At 68.8% G+C, this 24,168-nt stretch carries 23 protein-coding genes and 1 tRNA gene; 13 read left to right on the forward strand and 11 right to left on the reverse strand.

Annotated elements, in window-relative coordinates:
* The first annotated feature begins 27 nt into the window (after nt 1–27).
* Nucleotides 28–2,658, forward strand: coding sequence for an ATP-dependent DNA ligase (locus tag FB464_RS03565; RefSeq protein ID WP_116415073.1), 2,631 nt, complete (start codon nt 28–30; stop codon nt 2,656–2,658).
* Nucleotides 2,659–2,746: 88 nt separating this feature from the next.
* Entirely contained in the window at nt 2,747–2,977 is a 231-nt protein-coding gene (locus FB464_RS03570) for a hypothetical protein (RefSeq protein WP_142206597.1), read from the forward strand.
* Nucleotides 2,978–3,056: 79 nt separating this feature from the next.
* On the opposite strand, the gene FB464_RS03575 is transcribed toward FB464_RS03570, so the two are convergent.
* The 3 genes from FB464_RS03575 to FB464_RS03585 form a co-directional block, all read right to left on the reverse strand.
* The gene (locus FB464_RS03575; RefSeq protein ID WP_116415071.1) at nt 3,057–4,652 is read right to left on the reverse strand and encodes a family 14 glycosylhydrolase; all 1,596 of its coding nucleotides are present in this window, start codon (nt 4,650–4,652) and stop codon (nt 3,057–3,059) included.
* A 79-nt stretch (nt 4,653–4,731) separates the two neighbouring features.
* Complete coding sequence (gene trxA, locus FB464_RS03580; RefSeq protein ID WP_116415070.1) at nt 4,732–5,127, reverse strand: thioredoxin; 396 nt, start codon at nt 5,125–5,127, stop codon at nt 4,732–4,734.
* A gap of 14 nt (nt 5,128–5,141) precedes the next feature.
* Entirely contained in the window at nt 5,142–5,654 is a 513-nt protein-coding gene (locus tag FB464_RS03585) for a hypothetical protein (RefSeq protein WP_116415069.1), read from the reverse strand.
* Between the two features lie 69 nt (nt 5,655–5,723).
* On the opposite strand from FB464_RS03585, the gene FB464_RS03590 reads away from it, so the two are divergent.
* Both FB464_RS03590 and FB464_RS03595 read left to right on the forward strand, forming a co-directional pair.
* Entirely contained in the window at nt 5,724–6,758 is a 1,035-nt protein-coding gene (locus FB464_RS03590) for a zinc-dependent alcohol dehydrogenase family protein (protein ID WP_116415068.1), read from the forward strand.
* Nucleotides 6,755–7,579 carry a carbon-nitrogen hydrolase family protein gene (locus FB464_RS03595; protein WP_116415067.1) on the forward strand — a complete coding sequence of 275 codons (825 nt, stop codon included), beginning with the start codon at nt 6,755–6,757 and terminating at the stop codon, nt 7,577–7,579. The genes FB464_RS03590 and FB464_RS03595 overlap by 4 nt, the downstream gene beginning before the upstream one ends.
* 152 nt (nt 7,580–7,731) lie before the next feature.
* Here the strand turns inward: FB464_RS03595 and FB464_RS03600 are convergent, their stop codons facing one another.
* Nucleotides 7,732–8,928 (reverse strand): aminotransferase class I/II-fold pyridoxal phosphate-dependent enzyme, encoded by a 1,197-nt coding sequence (locus tag FB464_RS03600; RefSeq protein ID WP_116415066.1) that lies wholly within the window; start codon nt 8,926–8,928, stop codon nt 7,732–7,734.
* A gap of 149 nt (nt 8,929–9,077) precedes the next feature.
* On the opposite strand from FB464_RS03600, the gene FB464_RS03605 reads away from it, so the two are divergent.
* Together FB464_RS03605 and FB464_RS03610 are read left to right on the forward strand one after the other, a co-directional pair.
* Nucleotides 9,078–10,817 carry a trypsin-like peptidase domain-containing protein gene (locus FB464_RS03605; RefSeq protein WP_246092913.1) on the forward strand — a complete coding sequence of 580 codons (1,740 nt, stop codon included), beginning with the start codon at nt 9,078–9,080 and terminating at the stop codon, nt 10,815–10,817.
* A 239-nt stretch (nt 10,818–11,056) separates the two neighbouring features.
* On the forward strand, nt 11,057–12,157 hold the full coding sequence (locus FB464_RS03610) for a glycosyltransferase (RefSeq protein WP_116415064.1): 1,101 nt from the start codon (nt 11,057–11,059) through the stop codon (nt 12,155–12,157).
* A gap of 55 nt (nt 12,158–12,212) precedes the next feature.
* Here FB464_RS03610 and FB464_RS03615 read toward each other — a convergent pair whose 3' ends face one another.
* From FB464_RS03615 to FB464_RS03625, 3 genes are all read right to left on the reverse strand, one after another.
* A complete protein-coding gene (locus FB464_RS03615) occupies nt 12,213–12,524 on the reverse strand; it encodes a hypothetical protein (protein WP_116415063.1) in 312 nt (103 codons plus the stop codon).
* A 76-nt stretch (nt 12,525–12,600) separates the two neighbouring features.
* Nucleotides 12,601–13,569, reverse strand: coding sequence for a hypothetical protein (locus FB464_RS03620; RefSeq protein WP_116415062.1), 969 nt, complete (start codon nt 13,567–13,569; stop codon nt 12,601–12,603).
* 223 nt (nt 13,570–13,792) lie between these two features.
* Nucleotides 13,793–14,218, reverse strand: coding sequence for a hypothetical protein (locus tag FB464_RS03625; protein ID WP_142206599.1), 426 nt, complete (start codon nt 14,216–14,218; stop codon nt 13,793–13,795).
* A 106-nt stretch (nt 14,219–14,324) separates the two neighbouring features.
* Here FB464_RS03625 and FB464_RS03630 point away from each other — a divergent pair, with 106 nt between their 5' ends.
* The 3 genes from FB464_RS03630 to FB464_RS03640 are packed head-to-tail and all read left to right on the forward strand — an operon-like array spanning nt 14,325 to nt 17,176.
* On the forward strand, nt 14,325–15,335 hold the full coding sequence (locus FB464_RS03630) for an ABC transporter ATP-binding protein (RefSeq protein ID WP_246092914.1): 1,011 nt from the start codon (nt 14,325–14,327) through the stop codon (nt 15,333–15,335).
* The gene (locus FB464_RS03635; protein ID WP_142206600.1) at nt 15,311–16,888 is read left to right on the forward strand and encodes an ABC transporter permease; all 1,578 of its coding nucleotides are present in this window, start codon (nt 15,311–15,313) and stop codon (nt 16,886–16,888) included. The genes FB464_RS03630 and FB464_RS03635 overlap by 25 nt, the downstream gene beginning before the upstream one ends.
* A 9-nt stretch (nt 16,889–16,897) precedes the next feature.
* A complete protein-coding gene (locus tag FB464_RS03640) occupies nt 16,898–17,176 on the forward strand; it encodes a DUF3039 domain-containing protein (RefSeq protein ID WP_116415059.1) in 279 nt (92 codons plus the stop codon).
* Nucleotides 17,177–17,224: 48 nt separating this feature from the next.
* Here FB464_RS03640 and FB464_RS03645 read toward each other — a convergent pair whose 3' ends face one another.
* Entirely contained in the window at nt 17,225–18,595 is a 1,371-nt protein-coding gene (locus FB464_RS03645) for a nicotinate phosphoribosyltransferase (protein WP_281279732.1), read from the reverse strand.
* A gap of 36 nt (nt 18,596–18,631) precedes the next feature.
* Between FB464_RS03645 and murI the strand changes: the two genes are divergently transcribed.
* From murI to FB464_RS03665, 4 genes are read left to right on the forward strand one after another with little or no spacing between them, the layout of a single operon-like run.
* Nucleotides 18,632–19,534, forward strand: coding sequence for a glutamate racemase (gene murI / locus FB464_RS03650; RefSeq protein ID WP_116415058.1), 903 nt, complete (start codon nt 18,632–18,634; stop codon nt 19,532–19,534).
* The gene (gene rph, locus FB464_RS03655; protein WP_116415057.1) at nt 19,531–20,292 is read left to right on the forward strand and encodes a ribonuclease PH; all 762 of its coding nucleotides are present in this window, start codon (nt 19,531–19,533) and stop codon (nt 20,290–20,292) included. Before murI ends, rph begins: the two co-directional genes overlap by 4 nt.
* 5 nt (nt 20,293–20,297) lie before the next feature.
* Nucleotides 20,298–20,939 (forward strand): RdgB/HAM1 family non-canonical purine NTP pyrophosphatase, encoded by a 642-nt coding sequence (gene rdgB / locus FB464_RS03660; protein WP_116416614.1) that lies wholly within the window; start codon nt 20,298–20,300, stop codon nt 20,937–20,939.
* A gap of 46 nt (nt 20,940–20,985) precedes the next feature.
* Complete coding sequence (locus FB464_RS03665; protein WP_116415056.1) at nt 20,986–21,921, forward strand: cation diffusion facilitator family transporter; 936 nt, start codon at nt 20,986–20,988, stop codon at nt 21,919–21,921.
* A 19-nt stretch (nt 21,922–21,940) separates the two neighbouring features.
* On the opposite strand, the gene FB464_RS03670 is transcribed toward FB464_RS03665, so the two are convergent.
* The 3 genes from FB464_RS03670 to FB464_RS03680 form a co-directional block, all read right to left on the reverse strand.
* The gene (locus FB464_RS03670) at nt 21,941–22,693 is read right to left on the reverse strand and encodes a DedA family protein (protein WP_116415055.1); all 753 of its coding nucleotides are present in this window, start codon (nt 22,691–22,693) and stop codon (nt 21,941–21,943) included.
* A gap of 59 nt (nt 22,694–22,752) precedes the next feature.
* Nucleotides 22,753–22,834 (reverse strand) — tRNA-Leu (locus FB464_RS03675).
* Between the two features lie 30 nt (nt 22,835–22,864).
* Nucleotides 22,865–24,157 carry an MFS transporter gene (locus FB464_RS03680; protein WP_116415054.1) on the reverse strand — a complete coding sequence of 431 codons (1,293 nt, stop codon included), beginning with the start codon at nt 24,155–24,157 and terminating at the stop codon, nt 22,865–22,867.
* Between the last annotated feature and the right edge of the window lie 11 nt (nt 24,158–24,168).

The raw sequence follows: 24,168 nt of genomic DNA on the forward strand, positions 1-24,168 counted from the left end.
TGACGCCGGCGCGGGCAGGATGGGGCCATGAGCGCCGCACAGCGAAGGTCAGGCTCCCGGGCATCCCGTTCCCGGGCATCCGCCAACACGTCCGATGTGATCGTCGACATCGACGGGCACCGGCTGAAGCTCACCAATCTCGAGAAGGTGCTCTACCCGGAGACCGGCACCACGAAGGCGGATGTGCTGCAGTACTACTCCGAGATCGCCGACCACCTGATACCGCACACCCGCGACCGGGCCGCCACGCGAAAGCGCTGGGTGCACGGTGTGGGCACGGCGGAGCATCCGGGTGAGATGTTCTTTCAGAAGAACCTCGACGATTCGACGCCGTCGTGGGTGCGCAGGCATGCGATCGAGCACTCCGACCATGCAAACGAATATCCGCTGGTCAACGACCGCGCGACTCTCACCTGGTTGGCGCAGATCGCCGCCCTCGAACTGCACGTCCCGCAGTGGCGGTTCGGGCCGCGGGGCGCCAGGCGGAACCCCGATCGGCTCGTGCTCGACCTCGACCCGGGCGACGGGGTCGGCCTCGCCGAGTGCGTCGAGGTCGCCAAGCTCGCCCGCACGATCCTGCAGGGCATGGGGCTCGAACCGGTGCCGGTCACGAGCGGGAGCAAGGGCATCCACCTCTACGCCGCGCTCGACGGCAGCCAGAGCTCCGACCAGGTCTCCGCAGTCGCGCACGAGCTCGCGCGGATCCTCGAGGTCGACAACCCCGACCTCATTGTGAGCGACATGAAGAAGACGCTGCGGGTCGGCCGCGTGCTCGTGGACTGGAGCCAGAACAACGGGTCCAAGACCACGGTGGCGCCCTATTCGCTCCGGGGGCGTTCGCAGCCGACGGTCGCGGCACCGCGCACGTGGCGTGAGCTCGCGTCTCCCACGCTGGCGCAGCTCGACTACACCGAGGTGCTTGCTCGGGTGAAGCGGCGCGGAGACCCTCTCGCCGTGCTGCTGGGCGGCGGGGAGGACGGCGGCAGCGGGGGTGAGCTGACGGTGCCGGAAGCCGCTCAGGAAGGCGCCGACCGCGACCGGCTGCACACCTACCGCAGCATGCGTGATGGGGCGAAGACTCCCGAGCCGGTTCCGGATGCGGAGCCCTCGCCGGGCGCCGGCAACACGTTCGTCATCCAGAAGCACGACGCGACGCGGCTGCACTACGACTTCCGGCTGGAGCACGACGGGGTGCTCGTCTCGTGGGCGATCCCCAAGGGACCGCCGACCGATGTGAAGGTCAACCACCTCGCCGTGCAGACCGAGGCCCACCCTCTGGAGTACGCGACGTTCGCGGGCACGATTCCGAAGGGCGAGTACGGCGGAGGAACGGTCGAGATCTGGGACGAGGGCACGTACGACCTCGAGAAGTGGCGGGACGGCAAGGAGGTCATCGCGACGCTCCACGGTACCAAGGCAGGGGGCCTCGGCGGCGACCGGAAGTTCGCGCTGATCCACACCGGGTCGCGCGGTGGCGGTAGCGGTGGCGGTCGTGGGAGCAGCGCCGACGACGAAAAGGGTGCCAGGAACTGGCTGATCCACCGCATGGAGCTGGAGTACACGAAGGCCCAGGAGGAGAAGCACCGCGGGCTGCCGCCTCAGCCCGACGATGAGGCACCGGCGATCAACGCGGCCCGATCGGCGGGGCGCGCCATTCCTGGAAAGCTGGTCGCGCCGATGCTCGCGACGCTCGGCGCCGAACGCGACCTCGGCGAGCAGGGCGACTGGGCGTTCGAGATGAAGTGGGACGGGATCCGGGCTGTCGCCTACGTCGATCCGCCGTCGGCCACGGCTCCGGCCACTGCTCCGGCCACCGTGCGGCTCCTGACGCGGAACGGCAACGACGTCACGAGCCAGTATCCCGACCTGCTCGACCCGATCCGGGCATCCGTCGGAGCGCACTCCGCCGTGCTCGACGGCGAGATCGTGGCGCTCGACGAGAAGGGTCGACCGAACTTCAGCCGGCTGCAACAGCGGATGAACCTGCAGGGCGAGGCAGAGGTGGCCCGGGCCGCCCGGAGCGTTGCCGTGCACTACCTCGTCTTCGACCTGCTGCACCTCGATGGCCGCTCGATGCAGCGCGAGTCGTACGACGACCGACGCGAGCTGCTCGAGAGCGCAGTGGTTCCGGATGCCCGTTCCCGTGTGCAGGTGCCGCAGGCCTTCGACGGGGACTTCGCCGCGGCGTTCGCGAGCAGTAGAGCGCTCGGTCTCGAAGGGATCATGGCGAAGAAGCACGAGAGCACGTACGGGGCGGGTAGGCGTTCGCGGGCCTGGATCAAGATCAAGCACCACTTCTCGCAGGAGGTGGTGGTGGGAGGCTGGCGTCCCGGCAAGGGGCGCCGCGCCGACACGATCGGTTCGCTGCTGCTCGGCATCCCCGACGGTGACACGCTCCGCTACGTGGGGCGGGTCGGCACCGGCTTCAGTGACACGGATCTGGCGAGGCTCGCCGGGCAGGTCGCAGACCTCACCCGCGACACGACTCCCTTCGCGGATGCCCCGCGGGACGTCGCCGCGGACGCGCACTGGATCGAGCCGACCCTGGTCGGCGAGGTGGAGTTCGCGGAGTGGACGGCATCCGGGCACCTTCGGCAGCCGAGCTGGCGGGGCTGGCGCACAGACAAGGCCCCGTCCGACGTGGTGCGGGAAGGATGATCTCCCGAGGCACCACGTTCGGTGGCCCCCCGTCAAGGCTTCTGCGAGCCCTGCGCGGCGAGGGGCCGGTCTGATCTAGGATGGGCTCATGACTGAGATCGGTAAAGGCCCCGTTGAAACCCGGCAGACCTCGGGTGGAGTGACCACCGTCGTCGCCCTCGTGCTGTCGCTGGCACTGTTCATCGGCGGTATGTTCCTGTTCGGCATCGCCTTCGAGTTCCCCGACTTCGGTGCGCTGATCTTCTCCTCCGGACTGGTTGCTGTCTGCCTCGGCGTGTTCATTCCGCTGCAGGTGCTGCGTCACGTCGACGGTGCGTAGGCGAGAACACCAGCTTTCGAAGAAGCCCCGGGCCCATGCGGCCCGGGGCTTCTTCGTTGCAGCGGAGGGGGGGGCGTCGCTACTTGTAGTCGCGGATGAAGGCGATCATCCCGTTCTCGGCGTCGCCCGGCGTAGCGACATCGCTCAGTCGCAGCACCGTGAGCCCGTAGAAGCGCCTCACCGGGTCGCGGTCGAAGGCCTGGCGGATGTGCGACCAGCCAGCGTGGGAGGCGTCGCCGTCGCTGTAGAGCCCGCCGTTCAGGGCATTCTCGCCCTTCAGCAGCACGCCGGCGTTCCACGCCGCGTCGGCGATCCAGCCGACCTGGTCCGCTGCTGCCGAGTAGGCGCCCCTGTACTTGTCGTCGTCGACGAGGTTCGGTTTCTCGAGCTCGGTGTAGTGCAGCACGATCCGGTGGGTCACCGGGAGGGTGCCGTCGCCGTGCACGTTCACGTCGCCGATCATCGACAGGATCGTGTTGTAGCCGTGCCCGGTCGCGGCGCTGTTCATGTCGGTGTCGGTCGAGATGAGCCCTGCAGTGACTTCGGGGACACGCTGGATGCTCGACGCCGTCATCGTCTGCCAGTGCACCCCGGGGATCTTCTCACTCAGGTCGACGTTCTTGAACGCCCCGTCGAACGCCTGGATCGCCGCATTCAGGATCTTCCGGCCGTGGCCGACGAGACTCTGGGTGTTCCACGATGTGAAGTCCTTGCCGTACTGCAGGTTCTTGAACGAACCGGAGGTGAAGAAGTTCTCATGGTCGTTCGGAGCCGAGATGGTGTCGAGCGTGAGCCCGGGGATGCTCCAGGCCGTGGCCGCTCCGGCGACGGATCCGTATTTCGCGAGCACCCACTCCGCGAACGACTGCTTCGCGGCCGGGCTGTAGGTCTGCAGCACACCGCGGTTCGGGTAGTTCGCCGGCGAACCGGCGACGCTCGCGTCGTGGGCGTTGTAGGACGGTTCCCGGAGCTCGCCCGAGGCGCCCGCGCTCAGGGCGATCTCGCTGATCGAGCCCCGGAGGTCGGCCCCGCTGCCCGCGCCCGTGCCGCTGAAGTGGTCTTCGAACGCGTTCATGAAGTTCTTCATCTGCTGGTACGTGCGCCCGGCGGCGGTGCCCCACGGCGAGACCGTCTCGCGGGAGATGTTGCCGTACTCGCTCTGGTAGTAGTTGTCGGCCGGCCGGGTGCCGACGATTCCGCCGACGGCGAGGGGGGCCCAGACGAAGGACGGGATCGTGATCGGCGTCTTGCAGTCGCCGTCGTCGCCGACGTTGCCACCGCACTGGTGGAACGACATGACGGGCACGATGCCGAGACCTGCGGCCTTGATCGCCCCGAAGGTCTTGTCGTAGTAGGCCCAGTTGTAGCTGGTCGGGCTGGTGGCCGCCTTGCCCCACCACACGTCGACGGAGATGCCGGTGCCGCCGATGCGCTTGAATTCGGTGAGCTGCCGGGTGAAGGCCTGCCACTGGGGGCCGTCGCTCGACCAGTCGGCCATCCAGAGCGGGGCCATGGCGTTGACGGTGGGGGAGTCGCCCGCATCGGCGAGGGCGGCGGTCGGCATCGCCACGACGCCGCCCGCCAGGGCTGTGGTGACGGCTGCCACGGCGAGCAGGTTGCGGAGGGGGCTTCGGCTCAGGGGGCGTCGGCGCAGGGGATTGTGTCTGATCTTCATCGATCTCTCTCGGTACGGAAATGGTGAGCTCACGGTCCCCTCGGGCGTGAGCTCACCATCGTAGCTGAGAAAGATTCAGTTATGCCTCAGGCGTCGCCGAACTCTCAGCTTCGCGCTTGGCGAGGGCCTCGTCGTATTCCTTCCGCACCTCGGTCATGTCGAGGGCGCGCACCTGGTCGATGAGCCCTTCGAGCGCCGGCTGCGGCAGGGCACCGGGCTGGCCGAAGATCGGGATGCCGTCACGGTAGACGACCAGGGTCGGGATCGACGTGATTCCGTAGCTCGCCGCCAGCGCCTGCTGGTCTTCGGTGTCGACCTTCGCGAAGGTGATGTCGCTGTTCTTCTCGCTGGTCGCCTCGAAGACCGGGGCGAACTGCCGGCACGGGCCACACCAGGCTGCCCAGAAGTCGATCAGTACGATGCCGTCTGCGACCGTCTGGTCGTGGTTCTCTTGTGTCAGTGTCTGCGTGCTCATACAGGAGCAAACGTTCAGGAGGGCGGGGTATTCCCTGCGGTATCCAGCCCGGCGCGCGCGGACGGTTTCACGAAGGCCTGGCGCATGTGGTCGGTGGAGAGGTATTCGCTGATGCCGAACAGCACCAGGCTGAAGAGGATCTGTTCGACGATCATCCAGAGCGGGTAGAGCCCCGGGATCGCTGCGATCACCAGCGTGACGATCGGGAAGATCCTGCTGAACAGGCGGAGCCTCGAGTAGGCCCAGTAGTAGCCGGCGCGGGCACGCCAGGCGAAGTAGAACAGGGTCGTCGTGATGCCGAGCACGACCAGCCCGCGGAACCAGACCGGCCACGGCACCTGCTGTCCGTCGAGGGTGAGGACCAGGGCGATCGCCAGCGCGGTGATGCCGAGCAGGAACTCCACTGCGAGCAGCCAGGTGATCACGGTGAACGAGCGTTCGGTGCGCGGGTGGCTGCGCTGCTCCTCGGGAATGCGGATGCTCGCGTTGCGCCCGGCTGCGAGGCGATCCAGCGACTCCACGATCATGACGGGAAGTCTACGCGGTGGGCCCCGCGTGCGAGCCACCGACAGCAGCAGCACGCTTAGGCTTGCACCATGAGAGCAGCCGTGTACAACGCCCCGTTCGACATCTCGGTCGAGTCGAGGCCCGATCCGGTCATCCAGAACCCGCGTGAAGCGATCGTGCGGGTGACGTCGACCTGCGTCTGCGGTTCGGACCTCTGGTACTACCGCGGCGAGAGCAAGCGGAAGGGTGGCGGTCCGATCGGGCACGAGTTCCTCGGTGTCGTCGAAGAACTCGGCAGCGAGGTCACGGGGCTGAAGGTCGGCGACTTCGTCATCGCACCGTTCATGTGGAGCGACGGCACCTGCCCGCACTGCCTGCACGGCGTGACCTCCTCGTGTGTGCACGGCGGATTCTGGGCGATCGGCACCGACGGCGGCCAGGGCGAGTACGTGCGGGTGCCCGAGGCCGACGGAACGCTGGTCGTGGTTCCCGGTGGGGTTCCGGATGCCGCACTGCTGCCCTCGCTCCTGACGCTGTCCGACGTGATGGGCACGGGCCACCACGCGGCCGTCAGTGCCGGCGTCGTGGCGGGATCGACGGTCGCGGTCGTCGGCGACGGTGCTGTCGGGCTCTGCGGGGTGCTCGCCGCCCGCCGCCTCGGTGCGGGACGGATCATCGCGCTCAGCCGCAACCCCCAGCGACAGGCCATCGCCACGGCGTTCGGTGCGACCGACATCGTCTCGTCGCGGGGCGACGACGCTCTGGCCGAGGTGCGCGACCTCACCGACGGGATCGGGGTCGATGCCACCCTCGAGTGCGTCGGGACCGCCCAGGCGTTCACCACGGCGTTCGCGATCGCCCGCCCGGGTTCGCGCGTCGGCTTCGTCGGCGTGCCGCACGGGGTCGAATTCCCGCTGCAGGCGGCCTTCAGCAACAACGTCGGGCTCGGTGGCGGGCTCGCCCCGGTGCGGACCTACCTGCCGGCGCTCCTCGACGATGTGCTGAACGGGTCGATCAACCCGGGGTTGGTCTTCGACTACGAATTCGACTTCGAGAACATTGCGGACGCCTACGCCGCGATGGACAGCCGCCGCGCCATCAAGGCGATCGCGCACCTCGCATGAGCGCGCCGGCAGACGAAACCGCCGGTCCTCTCGGCGTGGCCGTCGCGCAGTTCGCGCCGCGCGGCGACAAGGCGGCGAATCTCGAGACGATCCGCGGCCTGGTCGAAACAGCCGTGGGCAGGGGCGCGACGCTCGTCGTGCTCCCGGAATACTCCATGCACTTCGTGACACCCCTCGGCAGCGAGACCATCGGTGCCGCGGAAGAGGTCGACGGGGAGTTCGTCACGGCACTCGGCGCGCTCGCGGTGCAGTACGGCATCCACCTCGTCGCCGGCATCATCGAGAAGGCCGACGGTCCGCGCGTGCACAACACGCTGGTCGCGCTGTCGCCCGCGGGCGAGGTCGTCGCCCGGTACCGGAAGCTCCACCTGTACGACGCCTACGGCGTGCAGGAGAGCCAGTGGATGCAGCACGGCACCATCGCGCACCCCCAGACCTTCACCGTGGCAGGCTTCACGGTCGGGCTGCAGACCTGCTACGACATCCGCTTCCCGGAGGTCACGCGGTGGCTGGTGGACGCCGGGGTCGACCTGGTGCTGGTTCCGGCCGAATGGGTGCCGGGGCCGACCAAGGAGCGGCACTGGAGCGCGCTGCTGGAGGTTCGCGCGATCGAGAACACGGTGTTCGTGGCGGCTGCCGACCACACCGCTCCCGGCGGGGTGGGGCTGAGCAGGATCCTCGACCCGACGGGCGTCACGGTGGCCGGCCTCGGCGCCGAGGCCGGCGTGGCGGTCGCGTTCCTCACGCCGTCGCGGCTCGCCGACGTGCGGCGGGTGAACCCCGCGCTCGCGCTCCGGCGCTTCGGCGTCGTCCCGCGCTGACGCCCCCCCGCCCTCTCCTGCCCCCGAGCGCTCCCGCCCCCGGCTACTTCATCGAGTGGGCGGTTTGGGCCCCAAAACCCTTGCTTTGGGGCCCAAATCGCCCACTCGATTGTGGGTGGGTGGGTGGCGGGGCGGTGGCGGGGCGGGGACGGTCAGCGGCCGAGGCGGGAGAGCTGCTTGGCGGCGAGTTCGAGTACGTCGGTGCGCTTGCAGAACGCGAAACGGACGAGGGACGAGTACTCGGCCCCGAGGTCGTCGTGGCAGAAGGCCGAGATCGGCACCGCGACCACCCCGGCGAGTTCGGGGAGTTGGCGGCAGAGCTCGGTGCCGTCCGTGAATCCGAGGGGTGCCGCGTCGGCGACGACGAAATAGCTCGCCTGCGACTCGAAGACCCCGAACCCGGCCTTCGACAGCCCCGCCGACAGCACGTCGCGCTTCCGGCGGAGGTCGTCCGCGATCCCGGTGAAGTAGCCGTCGGGCAGGCCGAGACCGACCGCGATCGCGGGCTGGAACGGCGCGGCGTTCACGTAGGTGAGGAACTGCTTCACGGCAACGATGGCGGTGATCAACCGGTGGCGCGCGGTGATCCAACCGACCTTCCAGCCGGTCGTGTTGAACGTCTTGCCGCCCGAGGAGATGGTGATCGTGCGCTGCCAGGCCCCGGGGAGCGTGGCGACCGGGATGTGCTGCTGCCCGAACGTGAGGTGCTCGTACACCTCGTCGGTCACGATGAGGGCGTCGTGCTCGTGGGCCAGCTCGACGATGAGCTCGAGGGTGTCGCGGGGCAGCACGGTGCCGGTCGGGTTGTGCGGGTTGTTGATGAGGATCAGTTTGGTGCGATCCGTGACGGCGGCCCGCAGGTCGTCGTGGTCGGGGAGGAAGTCGGGGAGGCGAAGCGGCACGGTGCGGTGCTCACCCCGGCTGAGCGCGATCAGCCCGCCGTAGGCGTCGTAGAACGGCTCGAGGGTCACGACCTCGTCGCCGTCGTCGACGAAGGCGAGGATGACCGCGGCGAGCGCCTCCGTCGCGCCGGCGGTGACGAGCACCTGCCGGTCGGGGTCGATCTCGAGGCCGTAGAACCGTTGCTGGTGTTCGGCGATCGCCTCGCGGAGAACGGGCATCCCGAGGCCCGGCGGGTACTGGTTCTGTCCCTCGGTGATCGCGTGGCGGGCGGCATCCAGAACCTCGGCGGGACCGTCTTCGTCGGGGAAGCCCTGGCCGAGGTTGATGGCTCCCGTCGCCTGGGCCAGAGCACTCATCTCGGCGAAGATCGTGGGCCGGATGACCCCATCCGCCTTGAGGAGGCCGGCTCCCACTGCGGTTCGCTGCCAGGGTCCACTGATCGACATTCCCCCAACCTACCGTCAAGCCCTGTGCCGTCGACACCGGGGATGCCGTTCGCGCGGTGCACAATTGAAACAACAGTCTGCTCGCAGCCCACGCATAGAAAATGCACAGGTGGCACGGGAAAACTGGGAACGCTTGGAAGGAGCACCAATTGACCGACAGCACCGAAAACCCCGCAGACATTCCGGATCGTCGACCGAACGAGCACGCACACCAGCCGAGCGCACACCAGCCGAGCGCGGACCAGCCCAGCAGCGAGAACCCGACCGAGAACCTCAGCACCGCCGCTGGGACGCCCGTCGCGCCGACCGCCCCGACTGAAGCGGTCGCCCCCGTCGCGCCGACCGCCCCGACCGCTCCGACAGAAGCCGTCGCGCCCGTCGCCCCGGTCGCGCCCGTGTATCCCGCTGTTCCGAGCTACAACCAGCCCGCCACATCCGCTGCGCAGCCGCAGCAGCAGCCCCAGCAGGCAGCAGCCCCCGCACAGCCCCAGCACCCGGGCTACGCCCAGCCCGCCGGCTACGCCCAGCCCGGATACGCGCAGGCCACCCAGCCGACCACACCCCTTCCCAACGCTGTGCCACTCCCCAACTACGGTAACGGCGCCTTCGGCCAGCCACAGGTCCAGCCCGATGTGGCCGGTGCCGAGGCGCGTTCCGACGCGCCGGCGAAGCGCCGCGGAGGTGTTGCGTTGGTCGCTGCACTGGCTATCGGCGCCCTGATCGGTGGAGCATCCGGAGCCGGCATCAGCGTCTGGGCGATGTCGAACAACAGCTCGAATTCGACCAGCCAGGCTTCCAGCCCGCAGACGATCACGGTGAACAACCCCGACTCGGCGAACCTGATCACGGCCGTTGCGGCCAAGGCGTCCCCCTCCGTCGTCACCCTGTCGGTCTCCGACGGAACGACGAGTTCCGGCACCGGATCGGGCGTCATCCTGAGCGCCGACGGCTACGTGCTGACCAACACCCACGTCGTGACCCTCGACGGTGCGACCGCGAGCCCGACGATCTCGGTCACCGCCGCCGACGGCAAGATCTACGTGGGCAAGGTCGTCGGAACCGACCCCGTCGCCGACCTCGCCGTCGTCAAGCTGCAGGATGCCTCGGGCCTCACCGCGATCGAGTTCGGCGACTCCCTTAAGCTGAACGTCGGCGACACCGCCATCGCGATCGGTGCGCCCCTCGGCCTCTCCGGCACCGTCACCAACGGAATCGTCAGCTCGCTGAACCGCAGCATCACGGTCGCGTCGTCGGCTGCACCCGACACCAGCGGGGAGCAGGCGACGCCCGACCCGAACAGCACCGACAGCCCCTACGACTTCTGGAACTTCGACATCCCCGGCCAGGGCCAGTCGCAGACTCCGTCGACGGCGTCGAGCACGATCTCGCTGGCTGTCATCCAGACCGACGCCGCCATCAACCCGGGCAACTCGGGCGGCGCGCTGCTCGACTCGGAGGGCAAGCTGATCGGCATCAACGTGGCGATCGCGAGTGCGAGCAGCAGCAGCTCGTCGGGCGGTCAGTCGGGCAGCATCGGTGTCGGTTTCTCGATTCCGGCCAACTTCGCCAAGCGCATCTCAGACGAGATCATCAAGAACGGGTCGGCCACGCACGGCCTGCTCGGTGCCTCGATCGGGGCGGCCAGCTCCAGCACGCAGACCGTCGTCGGGGCGAACGTCGTCGCCGTCACCGACGGGGGCGCGGCCGCCGCTGCCGGCATTCAGAAGGGTGACATCATCACGGCCTTCAACGGCATCGCGGTCACCGACGCCACCGACCTCACCGCCCAGGTGCGGGTGCTTCCGGCCGGCGGAACCGCAACGGTGACCTACCTCCGCGGCAGCACATCGAAGTCCGTCGACGTCACGCTCGGGCAGCTGGCGAACTAGCCGCAGTTCGAGGCGTCGGGGCGCCTGCCCTTCCCCAGGACACCCGCGCCGGGCATCCGGACCCCACCTGATAGGCTCATCGCTTGCTGTGACTGCAAGCGGCGGGCCTATCGGCGTGTGAGGCGGCCTGCGCAGATGCGCTCGGTTGGGCGCCTCCCTCTGCCAGACGTCCCCCCTGCTGATGTCGCCCTGCTGATGCCCCCTCTGAACGGCCTTCCCAGAAATATCGAGCGGACCGAATGAACGACTCCCTTCCTGCCTCCCCGGCCGCGCCCTCCTCACCGGTGCTGCCTCCTGTGACGGCGATCCTGATCGCGCGGAACGACCGCACCACCATCGAGGCGGCGCTCCAGAGCATTGCGGCGCAGAGCTACCCGCTCGGCCTCGACATCATCGTGTCGGTCGGCCCGAACATCGACGGGACCAGCCAGTTCATCGAGTACGCGGCGAGCCTCAACCCCCGCCTGACGGTCATCGAGACGAGGTCGACCTCCGTGGTGATCGGGCTGAACGAGGCCATTGCCGCGGCGCGGAGTTCCCTGATCATCCGGGTGGATCCCCGCGGCGAACTGCCGGTCGACTACACCCGGCGTGCCGTCGAAGCGATGGTGCGAACGGATGCCGCGGCTCTCGTCGGGCGCACGACGCCTGTCGGCGAGACCGCGTTCGAACGGGCGGTCGCGCGGGTGTTCACCCACCGCTACGGGCTCGCGGCGGATCCGCTGAAGCAGGCTGACGGTGCGGGGCCCACGAACATCCCCGAGGACCAGGTCATCCGGCGGCGGATGTTCATCGAGGCCGGGCTCTTCGACGAGGAGATCCGGCACGGGCAGACCTGGGAGCTGAACGCCCGGTTACGGGAGGCCGGGCACCAGATCGCGTTCGTGCCTGAGCTCGAGGTTACGTACCGCCCGCCGTCGCGCGTGGTGGACCTGACCCGCTCGTCGTTCGCCGAGGGGCTCTGGCGCGGCGAGTTCGCGCGGGCCTTCCCCGAGCAGAAGCAGCTGCGCTTCGTTCTTCCGCCCGCGGTCGTCATCGGCACGATCCTGGGGTTCGTTCTCGGTGCCGGCGGGCTGTTCGGCCTGGTCGCCGGTGCGATCGGCGTGGCGGCCGTGATCTCGTGGATACTCTTCGCGTTGCTGCTGGTGCCGATCGTCTACCTGGTGGGGGTCGTGGTGCTCGGCGTGGTCGCAGCCTCCCGCCTCGACCTCAGAACGGGTGCCTGGTTCGCGCTGGCGCTGCCCCTGCTGCACTACAGCTGGGGTTTCGGCTACCTTGCGGGGTTCTTCAACCTCGAGGGCGCCGCCGACACGGTGATCGTCAACCTCGACCAGGCCTGACGCAACCTCGACCAGGCCTGACGCGCGCGGATGCTGCGTACCGTTCGCTCCTGGCTCAGAAACTGACCCGCCAGAGGTACTCCTCGCCCGTGGGCCTGAACCAGCGCACCACGAGGACGCTCCGACGCGCGAGGTCTTCGCCGCGGATCGTCACCTCGAGGGTGGCGCCCACGTCGAGCCGCCGGGGCGTGCCGGTGTTCATCACCCCGGAGCCGAGGAGCGAGAACGTCAGGCCCTCGAGGGGTTCGTGGCCGACGTTGGCGAGTCGGTACAGCGGGGCTCGAGAGCGGTCGACCCGCAGCGGCACCGCATAGGCCGCCTCGGCCCAGGGGTTCGAGGTGGTGGCGGACGTTCGGCTGGCGAGCATGCAGGAATGATACGTCGACCCTCCGACGCTCCGGCCGCGAGCTGCGACCGGCCCGCGGAGGGTGTGGATATCCCCGTCAGATCGGCGGCTGTGGGGGAGTGGAGTCGGGCTGCTGCCCCTCCGCCCAGCCGGTGGCGGGTGGCCTGGCATCCGGAGCGTTAGTGTACGGGGGAGCTGTGCGCGAGGGTCCCTTCGGGGGCTTCGGCGCCTTGCCGGCCTTCGGCGACTTCGGTGCCCTGCCCTGCTTCGGAGCCTTCTCTGCTTTCGGAGTTTTTTCCGCCTTCACTGCCCTGCCCGGCTTGACGGCGCGCGGCGTCTTCTCGCGCAGCACGACCGTCGGCTCGAGCCCGGCCGGGAAGACCGTCGGCGGCGGACCGAACGCGGTGCGGGCGCTCTTCACGGCCCGACGGCCGAGCACGTGGTTGCCGGCACCGCCGATGACGGCGCCGACACCGAAGGGCAGCAGGCGGCCGACGGCCGTCGAACCGGTCCACGCGAGGAAGTGCTTCAGGAAGGTCTTCTTGACCTGGTCGGCGACCGGTCCCACCGCAGCCTGGGGGAGGCTCTTCGTCACCATGCTGCCCCAGAACTCCGACCGGGGTGCGCCTGCGCCGCCGGCCTGCCTCGCGAGCTGCTGCACGAGATCCGCGCCGCCGCTGCCCATCAGGAGGGCCATCACGAGGGCCCGGGCGCGATCCGGATCCTCGACGGAGATACCGTGGATCTCGGTGATCGACTGGGAGAACAGTGCCGTCGCCTCGAGGAAGCCGAGGGTCTCGACCCCCGTGAGGGCGAGCGACGCGACTGTTCCGACGGCTGGGATCGCGGCCGAGGCGCCCACCGCGGCCCCGCCGGTGGTCACCGCGCCGAGGTAGTGGCGTTCGAGCACAGTTATGAGCTGCGCTGGTGTGAGGCCGGGGTGCCGCTTCCGCAGGCTCCTGATGTGCGCCAGCACAACGGGGCGATGGATGCTCAGCACCCTGTCGATGCCCTGGAGCACTCTCGGGTTCACCCCCGGCGGGAGGGCCTGCTCGCTGGATGCCATGGTGCGTGTGCCTCTCGGATGTCGGAGCGTGACGGGTCTTCGGATCGCGCTGAGCGGCAATTCTATGGGGCTCTGCTCGATGGTTCGAGGCTCAGCATGTGCCGCAGTCTCTGTGATATACATGCTGGGTCGGAGCTTGCGCGAGCGCTGCCGGGGGGACCGGAGCGGCCTGTGAGCAGGCCCGGCCAGACCCTTCGCACGGCACCAACGGGGATTGATAGGTTTAAGCAGTGAGTCCAGAATCAGACCCCGCCGCAGACGGGAGCGAGAAGTCGGTCTCCGGCGCGCCATCCGCCTCCGCTGCAGCATCGTCCTCGGCCGCGGCGTCCGGTGCGCCTGCCCGCACCCCGGTGCGTCGCGCACCCGCTCGACCGAAGTCGCCCGCCGCGCGCACCTCGCCTGCTCCGCGCACCTCGCCCGCTCCGGGTGCGGCGTCGGGCAGGCTCCAGCAGGAACTTTCGGCTGACGGTTCGGGGAGCGCACCCGGTGCAGGCAGCCCTGCAGGTGCAGGCGGCACGACGGCGAAGAAGCCGGCGGCCCCGCGGAAGCCCGCTGCAGCCCGTACGCCGAGGGCGACGACGCCGCGCACGACGACGCCGCGCACCACGACGCCTCGCACGACAACCCCGCGCACCACGACCCCGCGCACCACGTCGCCTCGCACCGCTCAGGCCCGAAGCGCGGCGCCGAGCGCAGAGGCTCCCGTCGATACGACCGCGGCGACCATTCTGCCGAGCGAGCCGATCACTCCGGCGGTGGCTGATGAGGCGATCGTGGCTGAAGAGGCGGTGGTGGCCGATGCGGTGGTGGCCGAGGCGGTGGTGGCCGATCAGGCGCCCGTCGTCGAAGAGACGCCAGCCACAGACCAGACACCGGTTGCCGACGAACCCGTCGTCGCCGATGAACCCGTCGTTCTCGATGAACCCGTGATTGCCGACGAACCTGTGGCAGTCGACGAGCCGGCGGGGGTCGAAGAGACCGGAGTACCGGCGGATGCTGCGGCTCCGGTCGCCGCCCTGTCGCTGGTCGGGCTGGTCAAGCGGTTCGGCTCGACTGTCGCGGTCGACGGCGTCGACCTCCAGGTGCAGCGCGGCGGCTTCTACGGCATCGTGGGTCCGAACGGCGCGGGCAAGACCACCACCCTGTCGATGATCACGGGACTGCTCCGGCCCGACTCGGGCGAGATCCGGGTGAACGGGCTGGATGTCTGGGCCGACCCGGTGGCCGCCAAACGCTCCATCGGTGTGCTGCCCGACAAGCTGCGGCTCTTCGATCGCCTGACCGGCCGCCAGTTGCTGCACTACTCCGGCTCCCTCCGCGGCCTCGACGGTCGTGCCGTGCGCGAGCGCGCCGACGAACTCGCTGAGGCGTTCGGACTGCAGGACGCACTCGGCCGCCTCGTCTCCGACTACTCGGCGGGTATGACCAAGAAGGTGGCGCTCGCCGCCTCGATGATCCACTCGCCCCGGTTGCTGGTGCTCGACGAGCCGTTCGAGGCCGTCGATCCCGTCTCGGCCGACACCGTCACGGGCATCCTGCAGCGGTACGTCGGGGCCGGCGGCACCGTTGTGCTCTCCAGCCACAGCATGGACATGATCGAACGCGTCTGCGACGGCGTGGCGATCATCGTGCACGGCAAGGTTCTGGCGAGCGGCACCGTCGACGAAGTGCGCGAGGGATCCACTCTCGAAGACCGGTTCATCGAGCTCGCCGGTGGGCACAAAGCAGTCAAAGGCATGGAATGGTTGCTCAGCTCGTTGGACTGAGGCTTTCGCTCCTCAGGAACATCTTCACCGGCTCTCGTTCGAGGCGTGTCGTGGTCGGCCTCGGCCTGCTCGCCGGACTCGTCGCCGTGATCGCTGTCTTTCTCCGCATCGCGCGGCTGGCCGGCACCGATGCGGTCCTGGCACGCAATGAGACGGTGATCGGCGGCTCTGCCGTGGTGCTGGCCTTCGTGCTGGTGCCGCTGCTGCTGCAACGGGACGATCCGATGGATCCGCGCCGGTTCGCCTTCTTCGGCATCCCTGCGCCCCGGCTCGCACTGGCCGAGGCTGTGAGCGCCGTCGTCGCGCTCCCCGTCATCGCCGCGATCGTCTTCGCGGTGGCCACGGTCCTCGCCTGGTCGCCGACCCCCCTCGGTGTGCCGCTCGCTCTGGTCGGCGCAGTGCTCGGTGTGGCCACCTGCGTGCTCTGCGGCCGGATCTTCTCGTCGCTCTCAGCCCTATTGCTCGTCACCCGGCGCTCCCGCGAGGTGGCCGGCGTCGTCGGCGTCTTCGTGCTCGTGCTGCTGGCACCCGGGGTTGCGCTGGCTCTGACCGTCAACTGGGGGCTCGCGGTCTCGAGTCTCAGCCTCAGCGTCGCCCTGATGCTGAGCTTCACGCCGCTCGGCGCGGCCTGGGCCATCCCGGCGGCGGCGGCCAACGGCGACAGCGGCGGAGCGCTCCTCTGCTTCCTCATCGCGATTGTCTCCGTGGCTGTGCTCTGGTTCGCCTGGCGTACGCTCGTCGCCCTGATGCTCACCTCTGCCCGCCCCGAGAGCGACGAGCAGGTGCAGCCGCGGGGACTCGGCTGGTTCGGCAGTCTCCCGTCGACACCCGCGGCGGCTGTGGCCGCCCGGAGTCTGACCTACTGGTCTCGCGATCCCCGCTACTACGTGCCGCTCGTCATCATCCCGATCGTTCCGATCCTGCTCGCGGTACCACTGGTGGTCGTGGGTTTCCCGCTCGAGTACTACGCACTCGTGCCGCTGCCGATCATGTGCCTCTTCCTCGGGTTCGCGATCCACGACGACGTCGCGCTCGACAACACCGCCGTCTGGCTGCACATCGTGTCCGGCCGGCGTGGGCTGGCCGACCGGCTGGGACGTCTGGCGCCGGTGCTGCTGATCGGGCTCCCCCTGATCGGGATCGGCTCGGTCATCACCGTCTTCGTCTCCGGCAATGCCGCGGCCCTTCCCGCCCTCCTCGGGGTGAGCTCGTGCCTCCTGTTCGCTTCGGTCGGGTTCGGCAACCTCATTTCGGCGCGCTTCCCGTACGCGGCGACCCGCCCGGGGGAGAGCCCCTTCACGCAGCCCCAGCTCACCGGCTCCACGTCGGTGTTCGTGCAGGTGGCCACGGTCGCCGGAACTCTCGCCGTCGCGTCGCCGGCGATCGTCTTCGGAGTGCAGGCCATCCTGTTCGGCCAGCCCGACCTCTACTGGGCGTCGCTCTGGTGGGGCGTTCTGACCGGGGTGGGGGTGCTCGCCCTCGGCACGATCGTCGGCGGCGCCGTCTTCAATCGGAGAGGCCCGGAGATCCTCGCGGCGTCTGTTCGCGGTTAGACTTTTGCCATGAGTATTTCAGAGCCCGGCGGGCTGCCCGACGGTGGTGGTACCGCGACGCTCGACCGTGAACTGGAGGAGCTGCTCGAAGCGGAGCAGTTCGATCCGGGCGACCATGACCGCTTCTCGCACTATGTGCAGAAGGAGAAGATCCTCGAGTCGGCACTCAGCGGAGCACCGGTGAAGGCGCTCTGCGGCAAGACGTGGGTTCCCGGCCGCGACCCCGACAAGTTCCCGGTCTGCCCGACCTGCAAAGACATCTACGAGGGCCTGATCGCCGACGAGTAGCCAGCAGCTGGAGCAGTCAGTCGCTGGAGTAGCCAGCAGCTGGAGTAGTCAGCGGCCGCGCTCGGCGGCGTACTCGGTCGGGATGATCGCCTCACCGCCGCGCGAGAGACGGAACGCGCTCAGCGGCAGCTCGCGAAGCGCCTCGACGTGGTGCTCCCGTGCTCGTTTCACGCCGGCCGCCCCGAGGTGCTCGTCGAGCGGTACTCCGTCGACCACGAGGTCGACCAGGAGAGGACGCTCGGCCCCAGCGGCAGCAGAGCCACCCGCCTCCTCCAGCCCCTCGACGTAGAGCACCTCGGCGGTGGCCGTGCCCCTGTCGTCGAGCCGCCGCACGGCGTTCTTCCGGCCACCGATCGTGCTCTTCTTCGCGGAGCGCTTGGCCACCGACATCCACTCGCCGTCGTCGCCTCGATGGGCGACGAGCTTGTAGACCATTCCGGCAGCGACCGACCCCGAGCCGGTGACGACCGAGGTTCCGACGCCGTACGAGTCGACCGGTGTGGCCGCGAGGGCGGCGATCGTGTACTCGTCGAGGTCGTTGGTCACCGTGATCTTCGTGTTGTGGTTGCCGAGGGCATCGAGGCGTGCCCGAACGGAGGCCACCAGCGCGGGCAGGTCACCCGAGTCGAGGCGCACGGCCCCGAGGGCGGGCCCCGCGACCTCGACCGCGAGATCTGTAGCCCGTTCGACATCGTAGGTGTCGATGAGCAGTGTCGTCCCGGGCCCCATGGCCTCGATCTGGGACCGGAACGCCTCTTCCTCCGAGTCGTGCAGCAGCGTGAACGCGTGGGCGGCGGTGCCCATGGTCGGCACTCCCCAGGAGCGCCCCGCCTCCAGGTTCGAGGTGGCCGCGAAGCCCGCGATGTAGGCGGCCCGCGCAGCCGCGACGGCGGAGCGCTCACCCGTGCGGCGGGATCCCATCTCGGCGAGCGGGCGCCCTGCTGCCGCAGACACCATCCGGGCGGCCGCGCCGGCGACGGAGGAGTCGTAGTTCAACACGCTGAGCACGAGCGTCTCGAGGATGACACCCTCGGCGAACGACGCTTCGACCGTGAGGATCGGCGAGCCCGGAAAGTACAGCTCGCCTTCGCGGTAGCCGCGGATCGTTCCGCTGAAACGGTAGTCCGCGAGCCAGTCGAGCGTCGCCGGCCGCACCACCTCGTTCTCGCGGAGCCAGTCGAGTTCGGGTTCACCGAACCGGAAATCGCGGATGAGGTCGAGCACCCGACCGGTGCCGGCGACCACCCCGTAGCGCCGGCCGTGCGGAAGGGTTCGCGCGAACACCTCGAACAGGCAGGCGCGGCTTGCCGTGTCATCGGCCAACGCGGCGTCGAGCATGGTCAGCTCGTACCGGTCCGTGAGGAGCGCCGTCGATGTGAGAGGTGCAGTGGCTGGGGGAACCGCGGGGGAGGAGCTCACAGGATCGAGCCTAGCCTGCGGGTAGGCTCGTCAGTTGTGAGCGACGCACCGATTGGCATCTTCGATTCCGGAGTGGGTGGCCTGACCGTCGCCCGGGCCATCCGTGACCAGTTGCCGAACGAATCGCTCCTCTACGTCGGCGACACCGCGCACTCGCCCTACGGCCCGAAACCGCTCGCCGACGTGCGCCGCTTCGCCCTCGCCGTGCTCGACGACCTGGTCGACCAGGGCGTGAAGATGCTGGTCATCGCCTGCAACACAGCGTCGGCGGCGATGCTGCGGGATGCCCGGGAGCGCTATTCGGTTCCTGTCGTCGAGGTGATCCAGCCCGCCGTGCGCGCCGCTGTGACCGCGACGCGCAACCACCGGGTGGGCGTCATCGGCACCACCGCCACCATCACCTCGCGCGCCTACAACGACGCCTTCGCCGCGGCACCGCACCTGGACCTGTCGAGCGTCGCGTGCCCGCGGTTCGTCGACTTCGTCGAGAGCGGCGACACGTCGAGCCCCGAACTGCTCACGGTGGCTGCCGGGTACCTGGCGCCGTTGCAGCAGGCCGGCGTCGACACTCTGGTGCTCGGATGCACGCACTATCCGTTCCTGAAGGGGGCGATCAGCGTGGTGATGGGCGAGAGTGTCACGCTGGTGTCGAGCGACACCGAGACCGCGAATGATGTCTATCGCGAACTGGTCGGTCTCGGCATCCAGCGCACCTCGCGCGACGCGCCGAGCTACCGGTACGAGGCGACGGGCGAGAGTGCCGAAGAGTTCCTGAGGCTCGCGAACCGCTTCCTCGGCCCCGCCGTCTCGTCGGTCGACCTCGTCGAGACCGGCGCTATTGCGCTTCCCGACATCGCCCGCGTGCGCGCCGCCCTCGCTGGGCAGAGCACCGAGCGCCCCGGCATCAAACCTCACCCCCGTTTCAAGGAGAACCGATGACAGACAACACTTCCGCAGCCCTCGTGCGCGCCGACGGCCGGGCGGTCGGCGACCTCCGCCCGGTGACCATCGAGCGCGGCTGGAGCGCGCAGGCCGAAGGCTCGGCGCTGATCTCGTTCGGCAACACGAAGGTGCTCTGCACGGCCTCGTTCACGAACGGCGTTCCGCGTTGGATGTCGGGGAAGGGCAAGGGGTGGGTCACCGCCGAGTACGCGATGCTGCCCCGGTCGACGAACAGCCGGATGGACCGCGAATCGGTCAAGGGCAAGATCGGGGGCCGGACCCATGAGATCTCGCGTCTGATCGGACGGTCGCTCCGCGCGGTCGTCGACATGAAGGCGCTCGGCGAGAACACGATCGTCATCGACTGTGACGTTCTGCAGGCCGACGGCGGTACCCGGACGGCCGCCATCACCGGCGCCTACGTGGCCATGGTCGACGCGATCGAATGGGCCAGGGGCCGCAAGTTCATCGGCCAGAAGGCCCAGCCGCTCATCGACAGCGTCTCGGCGATCTCCGTCGGGATCATCGACGGCGTACCCATGCTCGATCTGGCATATGTCGAAGACGTCCGTGCCGAAACCGACATGAACGTGGTCGTCACCGGCCGCGGACTTTTCGTGGAGGTTCAGGGAACAGCTGAGGGCGCACCGTTCGACCGCGCGGAACTGAATTCGCTGCTGGACCTGGCACTGGTCGGAACCACCGAACTCGCGGCCGCCCAGACCGGTGCCCTCACGAGCAGGGACGACGCGTGACCCGCATGCGCGTGGTGCTCGCCACGCACAACCAGCACAAGGTCGACGAGTTCCAGAAGATCCTCGGCGCGCGGCTGCCGGAGCTCGAGATCGTGAAGTACGAAGGCCCGGAGCCGATCGAAGACGGGGTGACCTTCGCCGAGAACTCTCTGATCAAGGCGCGTGCTGCGGCCCGGCACACCGGGCTCCCGGCCCTCGCAGACGACTCGGGGATCGCTGTCGACATCCTCGGCGGCTCGCCGGGGATCTTCTCGGCGCGCTGGGCCGGGCACGGCCGGGGCGACCAGGCCAACCGTGAGCTGCTGCTCGACCAGCTCGCCGACATTCACGACGACCAGCGCGGGGCGGCGTTCGTCTGCCACATCGCGGTGGTCGTGCCGGCAGGTGCCCCGGGTGACGCGACCGCAGGAGACGCAGCCGCGGCTGACATCGCCTGGGAGGACGTGGCGTCGGGCTTCTGGCGGGGTTCCCTCACCCGGGAGCCTCGCGGAGCGAACGGCTTCGGCTACGACCCGGTGTTCGTGCCGTCAGGGCTCGATGTCACCGCTGCCGAGCTCAGTCCGGAAGAGAAGAACGCGATCAGCCATCGGGCGCTCGCCTTCGAGAACGTTATTCCGCTGCTGAGAATGAACGTCATTCCCAAGTAGTCGCCGGGGGGCCGTGCGGCGCGGTTCCTCTCCTATCCTGTAGGTGATGAGCACACAGAGCACAGGACACAGCGAGGGTCACAGCCACGCGTCCCGGTCGACGAACCGTACGCGGCTCCTCATCGCGATCGGAATCGTCTCGCTGGTGCTGGTCGTCGAGGTGGTCGGCGCACTCGTCAGCGGTTCCCTGGCGCTGCTGGCCGATGCCGGGCACATGCTCTCCGACCTCTTCGGGCTGATCATCGCGCTGGTGGCGTCGATCATCGCCCTCCGCCCGGCCTCCGACCGGCACACCTTCGGGTTCCAGCGCGCGGAGGTGCTTGCGGCTCTCGCCAACGGGCTGATTCTGGTCGTGGTTGCCGTCTTCGTGGGCATCGAAGGCATCTCACGGCTGCTCTCACCCGAAACCGACCACGTGCAGGGCACCCCGATGCTCATCATCGCGTCGATCGGGCTCGTCGCGAACGTCGCGGCGCTGCTGGTGCTCCGCGGGGGCGACCGGCAGTCGTTCAACATGCGTGGTGCCTACCTCGAGGTGCTCGGCGACACCCTCGGCTCGATCGCCGTCATCATCGCAGGCATCGTGATCATCACCACGGGCTTCGTCGCGGCGGACGCCATCGCGTCCCTCGCGATCGCCGTCATGATCGTGCCGCGGGCGTTCGTGCTCATCCGCGATGTGGTGGCGGTGCTCATCCAGTCGGCGCCGAAGGAGACGGATGTGCAGCAGATCCGTCGGCACATCCTGGAGACAGAGGGCGTACTCGAAGTGCACGATGTGCACGTCTGGGCGATCACCTCAGGAGAGCCGGTGTTCTCGGCGCACGTGGTCGTCGACCCACAGATCTTCGCCGCCGGCGAGACGGGGGCGCTGCTCGACCGCCTGTCGGGCTGCCTCACGTCGCACTTCGACGTGGAGCACTCCACGTTCCAGCTCGAGCCGGCGGAGCACGCCGGCCATGAACACGAGCAGCACCGCTAGCGGCCCCTCTGCGAAACGCTCAGCTGGCGTCGCGCTTGCCGGCGACACCGCGGTTGAACACGGTCGGGTCGAGCAGCAACTCCTCGGCCGCACCGGTCGCCTCGACGGACTCGGCGTCGCTGGCGGCGGCCGCCTTCTTGGCCTTCCGCGACGACTGGACGGTGTGGAACACGGTGGGCACCAGTGTCAGCACGACGACGGCCAGCAGCACCACGTCGATGTACTTCTCGCTGAAATCTTTGACCATGGGGATCTGGCCGAGGAAGTAGCCGAGCATGACGATGCCGCCGCCCCAGATGATCGCGCCGATCGCGTTGTAGAGGCTGTACTTGCGGGGATCCATCTTGCCGACGCCCGCCGCGATCGGTGCGAAGGTGCGGACGACCGGCACGAAACGGGCCAGGATCACGGCGAAGCCGCCGTAGCGCTCGAAGAAGGCGTTCGTGCGCTCGACGTTCTTGATGCTGAAGAAGCCCGACTCCTTGCGTTCGAAGATGCGGGGGCCGGCCTTCCGCCCGATGAGGTAGCCGACTTCACCGCCGATGAAGGCGGCGAGGCCGATGGCAGGAGCGACGAAGTAGATGGGCACGCCGATGGTGCCGATGAAGGTCAGGATGCCCGTGAAGAACAGCAGCGTGTCGCCCGGCAGCACGAAACCCACGAGCAGCCCGGTCTCGGCGAAGATGATGAAGCAGATGCCCAGCAGCGCGAACGGCCCGAAACCGTCGATCAGCGTGTTCGGGTCGAGCCAGGGGATCAAGGCAGCGTGCATGGTCAAGCTCCAGTCGTCGGGATCTCAGCGGCCGGCCGCAAGGAATCGGCTTTCTCGCGTACGGGAGAAGGGACTTGAACCCTCACGCTCGAAAGCACAGGTACCTAAAACCTGCGTGTATACCAATTTCACCACTCCCGCGTAGAACACCCCCAGTGTAATGGTTGGCTCTCAGACGCCCGCGCGGAATCCCAGCGATTTGTGAGCAAGGCTCCGCGGCAGGAATCGCGGGATGTAACGGAGCATGACACCGGCCCCGAGAAAGCCCACCACCCCGACCGTTCCCACGGCGAGGGGGAGGCCGGCGACCGCCACGAGGCCGGCGATGAGCACGGGTGCGGCAGCGGATCCGAGGTCCCCGGTGAAGCGGAAGGCCCCGAGGAACGGCGCCGGCGACGTCTTCGGTGCCAGGTCGGCGCCGAGTGTCATCACGATGCCGCTCGAGATGCCGTTCGAGAGCCCGAGAAGGATGGTCAGCACGATGAACCAGCCGACAGCGTGGCCCGTGTCATGGGTGAACGACAGGATCAGCAGGCACGTGCCCATCCCGATCATCGAGGGCAGCGCGCTCCAGAGACGGCCAAACCGGTCCATGATCTGGCCACTGGTGTAGAAGAGGGCGAAGTCGATGGCGGCACCGAGACCCACGATGAGCGCGGTGTTGCTCTCGCCGAGCCCGAGGCTCAGGGCCCAGAGCGGCAGAACGACAGTGCGGCTGGCCCGCAGCGCGCTGACGATGGCGACGCCCGACCCGATCCGCGTCAGCACCCGGCGGTGGGTCCAGATTGTGGTGAAGAGGCCCTCGGCTTCGGCGGCGACGAGGGTCTCGCCGGCATCCGGTTTCACCAGCTTCTCGGTGGGGTCGTCGACGACCAGCAGGAGCACGATGATGGCGACACCGCAGAGCCCCATCACGAAGAACACCGAGAGAGAGGAACCGGTGAGCGCAATGAGGCCCGCCCCGAGGAACGGGCCGATGAACCAGCCCGCCCGGAACGTGCCGCCGAGAGTGGAGAGCGCGCGCGCCCGGTAGGCGACGGGCACGTAACTCGTCATGAAGGCGTGCCGCGCGAGGGCGAAGATCGCGGCGGAGAGCCCGAGCAGGAAGATCCCGATGCCGAACAGCAGAGGCTCGCGGGCGACCAGGCACAGGATGATCGCGACGATCGAGAGCACGGCGGCGTAGATCATCGACCGGCGCTCACCGATCCGGGACACCACCCAGCCGCTCGGGATGTCGCCGACCAACTCGCCGATCATCGTCATGCCCGCAATGAAACCGGCCAGCGCGAGCCCCGCGCCGAGGTTGCCGGCGACCGCGGGGATTATCGGGATGATCGCGCCTTCGCCGATCGCGAAGAGCAGGGCGGGGATGAGAGCGGATGCCGCGACCGACCTGATGCGGAAGGCGGGTGCAGGCACGGCGGGTGCCGCCGCAGCGGGTGCCGGCTCAGAAGTACTCATCAGGCAACCAG

Origin of the sequence: Subtercola boreus (genome assembly GCF_006716115.1) — a bacterium.
Lineage (GTDB): Bacteria > Actinomycetota > Actinomycetes > Actinomycetales > Microbacteriaceae > Subtercola > Subtercola boreus.

Excerpts from the sequence above, each read along its gene's own strand:
- FB464_RS03565 (WP_116415073.1), top strand. The coding sequence starts at position 28 with ATGAGCGCCGCACAGCGAAGGTCAGGCTCCCGGGCATCCCGTTCCCGG.
- FB464_RS03570 (WP_142206597.1), top strand. The coding sequence starts at position 2,747 with ATGACTGAGATCGGTAAAGGCCCCGTTGAAACCCGGCAGACCTCGGGT.
- FB464_RS03575 (WP_116415071.1), bottom strand. The coding sequence starts at position 4,652 with ATGAAGATCAGACACAATCCCCTGCGCCGACGCCCCCTGAGCCGAAGC.
- trxA (WP_116415070.1), bottom strand. The coding sequence starts at position 5,127 with ATGAGCACGCAGACACTGACACAAGAGAACCACGACCAGACGGTCGCA.
- FB464_RS03585 (WP_116415069.1), bottom strand. The coding sequence starts at position 5,654 with ATGATCGTGGAGTCGCTGGATCGCCTCGCAGCCGGGCGCAACGCGAGC.
- FB464_RS03590 (WP_116415068.1), top strand. The coding sequence starts at position 5,724 with ATGAGAGCAGCCGTGTACAACGCCCCGTTCGACATCTCGGTCGAGTCG.
- FB464_RS03595 (WP_116415067.1), top strand. The coding sequence starts at position 6,755 with ATGAGCGCGCCGGCAGACGAAACCGCCGGTCCTCTCGGCGTGGCCGTC.
- FB464_RS03600 (WP_116415066.1), bottom strand. The coding sequence starts at position 8,928 with ATGTCGATCAGTGGACCCTGGCAGCGAACCGCAGTGGGAGCCGGCCTC.
- FB464_RS03610 (WP_116415064.1), top strand. The coding sequence starts at position 11,057 with ATGAACGACTCCCTTCCTGCCTCCCCGGCCGCGCCCTCCTCACCGGTG.
- FB464_RS03615 (WP_116415063.1), bottom strand. The coding sequence starts at position 12,524 with ATGCTCGCCAGCCGAACGTCCGCCACCACCTCGAACCCCTGGGCCGAG.
- FB464_RS03620 (WP_116415062.1), bottom strand. The coding sequence starts at position 13,569 with ATGGCATCCAGCGAGCAGGCCCTCCCGCCGGGGGTGAACCCGAGAGTG.
- FB464_RS03635 (WP_142206600.1), top strand. The coding sequence starts at position 15,311 with ATGGTTGCTCAGCTCGTTGGACTGAGGCTTTCGCTCCTCAGGAACATC.
- FB464_RS03640 (WP_116415059.1), top strand. The coding sequence starts at position 16,898 with ATGAGTATTTCAGAGCCCGGCGGGCTGCCCGACGGTGGTGGTACCGCG.
- rph (WP_116415057.1), top strand. The coding sequence starts at position 19,531 with ATGACAGACAACACTTCCGCAGCCCTCGTGCGCGCCGACGGCCGGGCG.
- rdgB (WP_116416614.1), top strand. The coding sequence starts at position 20,298 with ATGCGCGTGGTGCTCGCCACGCACAACCAGCACAAGGTCGACGAGTTC.
- FB464_RS03665 (WP_116415056.1), top strand. The coding sequence starts at position 20,986 with ATGAGCACACAGAGCACAGGACACAGCGAGGGTCACAGCCACGCGTCC.
- FB464_RS03670 (WP_116415055.1), bottom strand. The coding sequence starts at position 22,693 with ATGCACGCTGCCTTGATCCCCTGGCTCGACCCGAACACGCTGATCGAC.
- FB464_RS03680 (WP_116415054.1), bottom strand. The coding sequence starts at position 24,157 with ATGAGTACTTCTGAGCCGGCACCCGCTGCGGCGGCACCCGCCGTGCCT.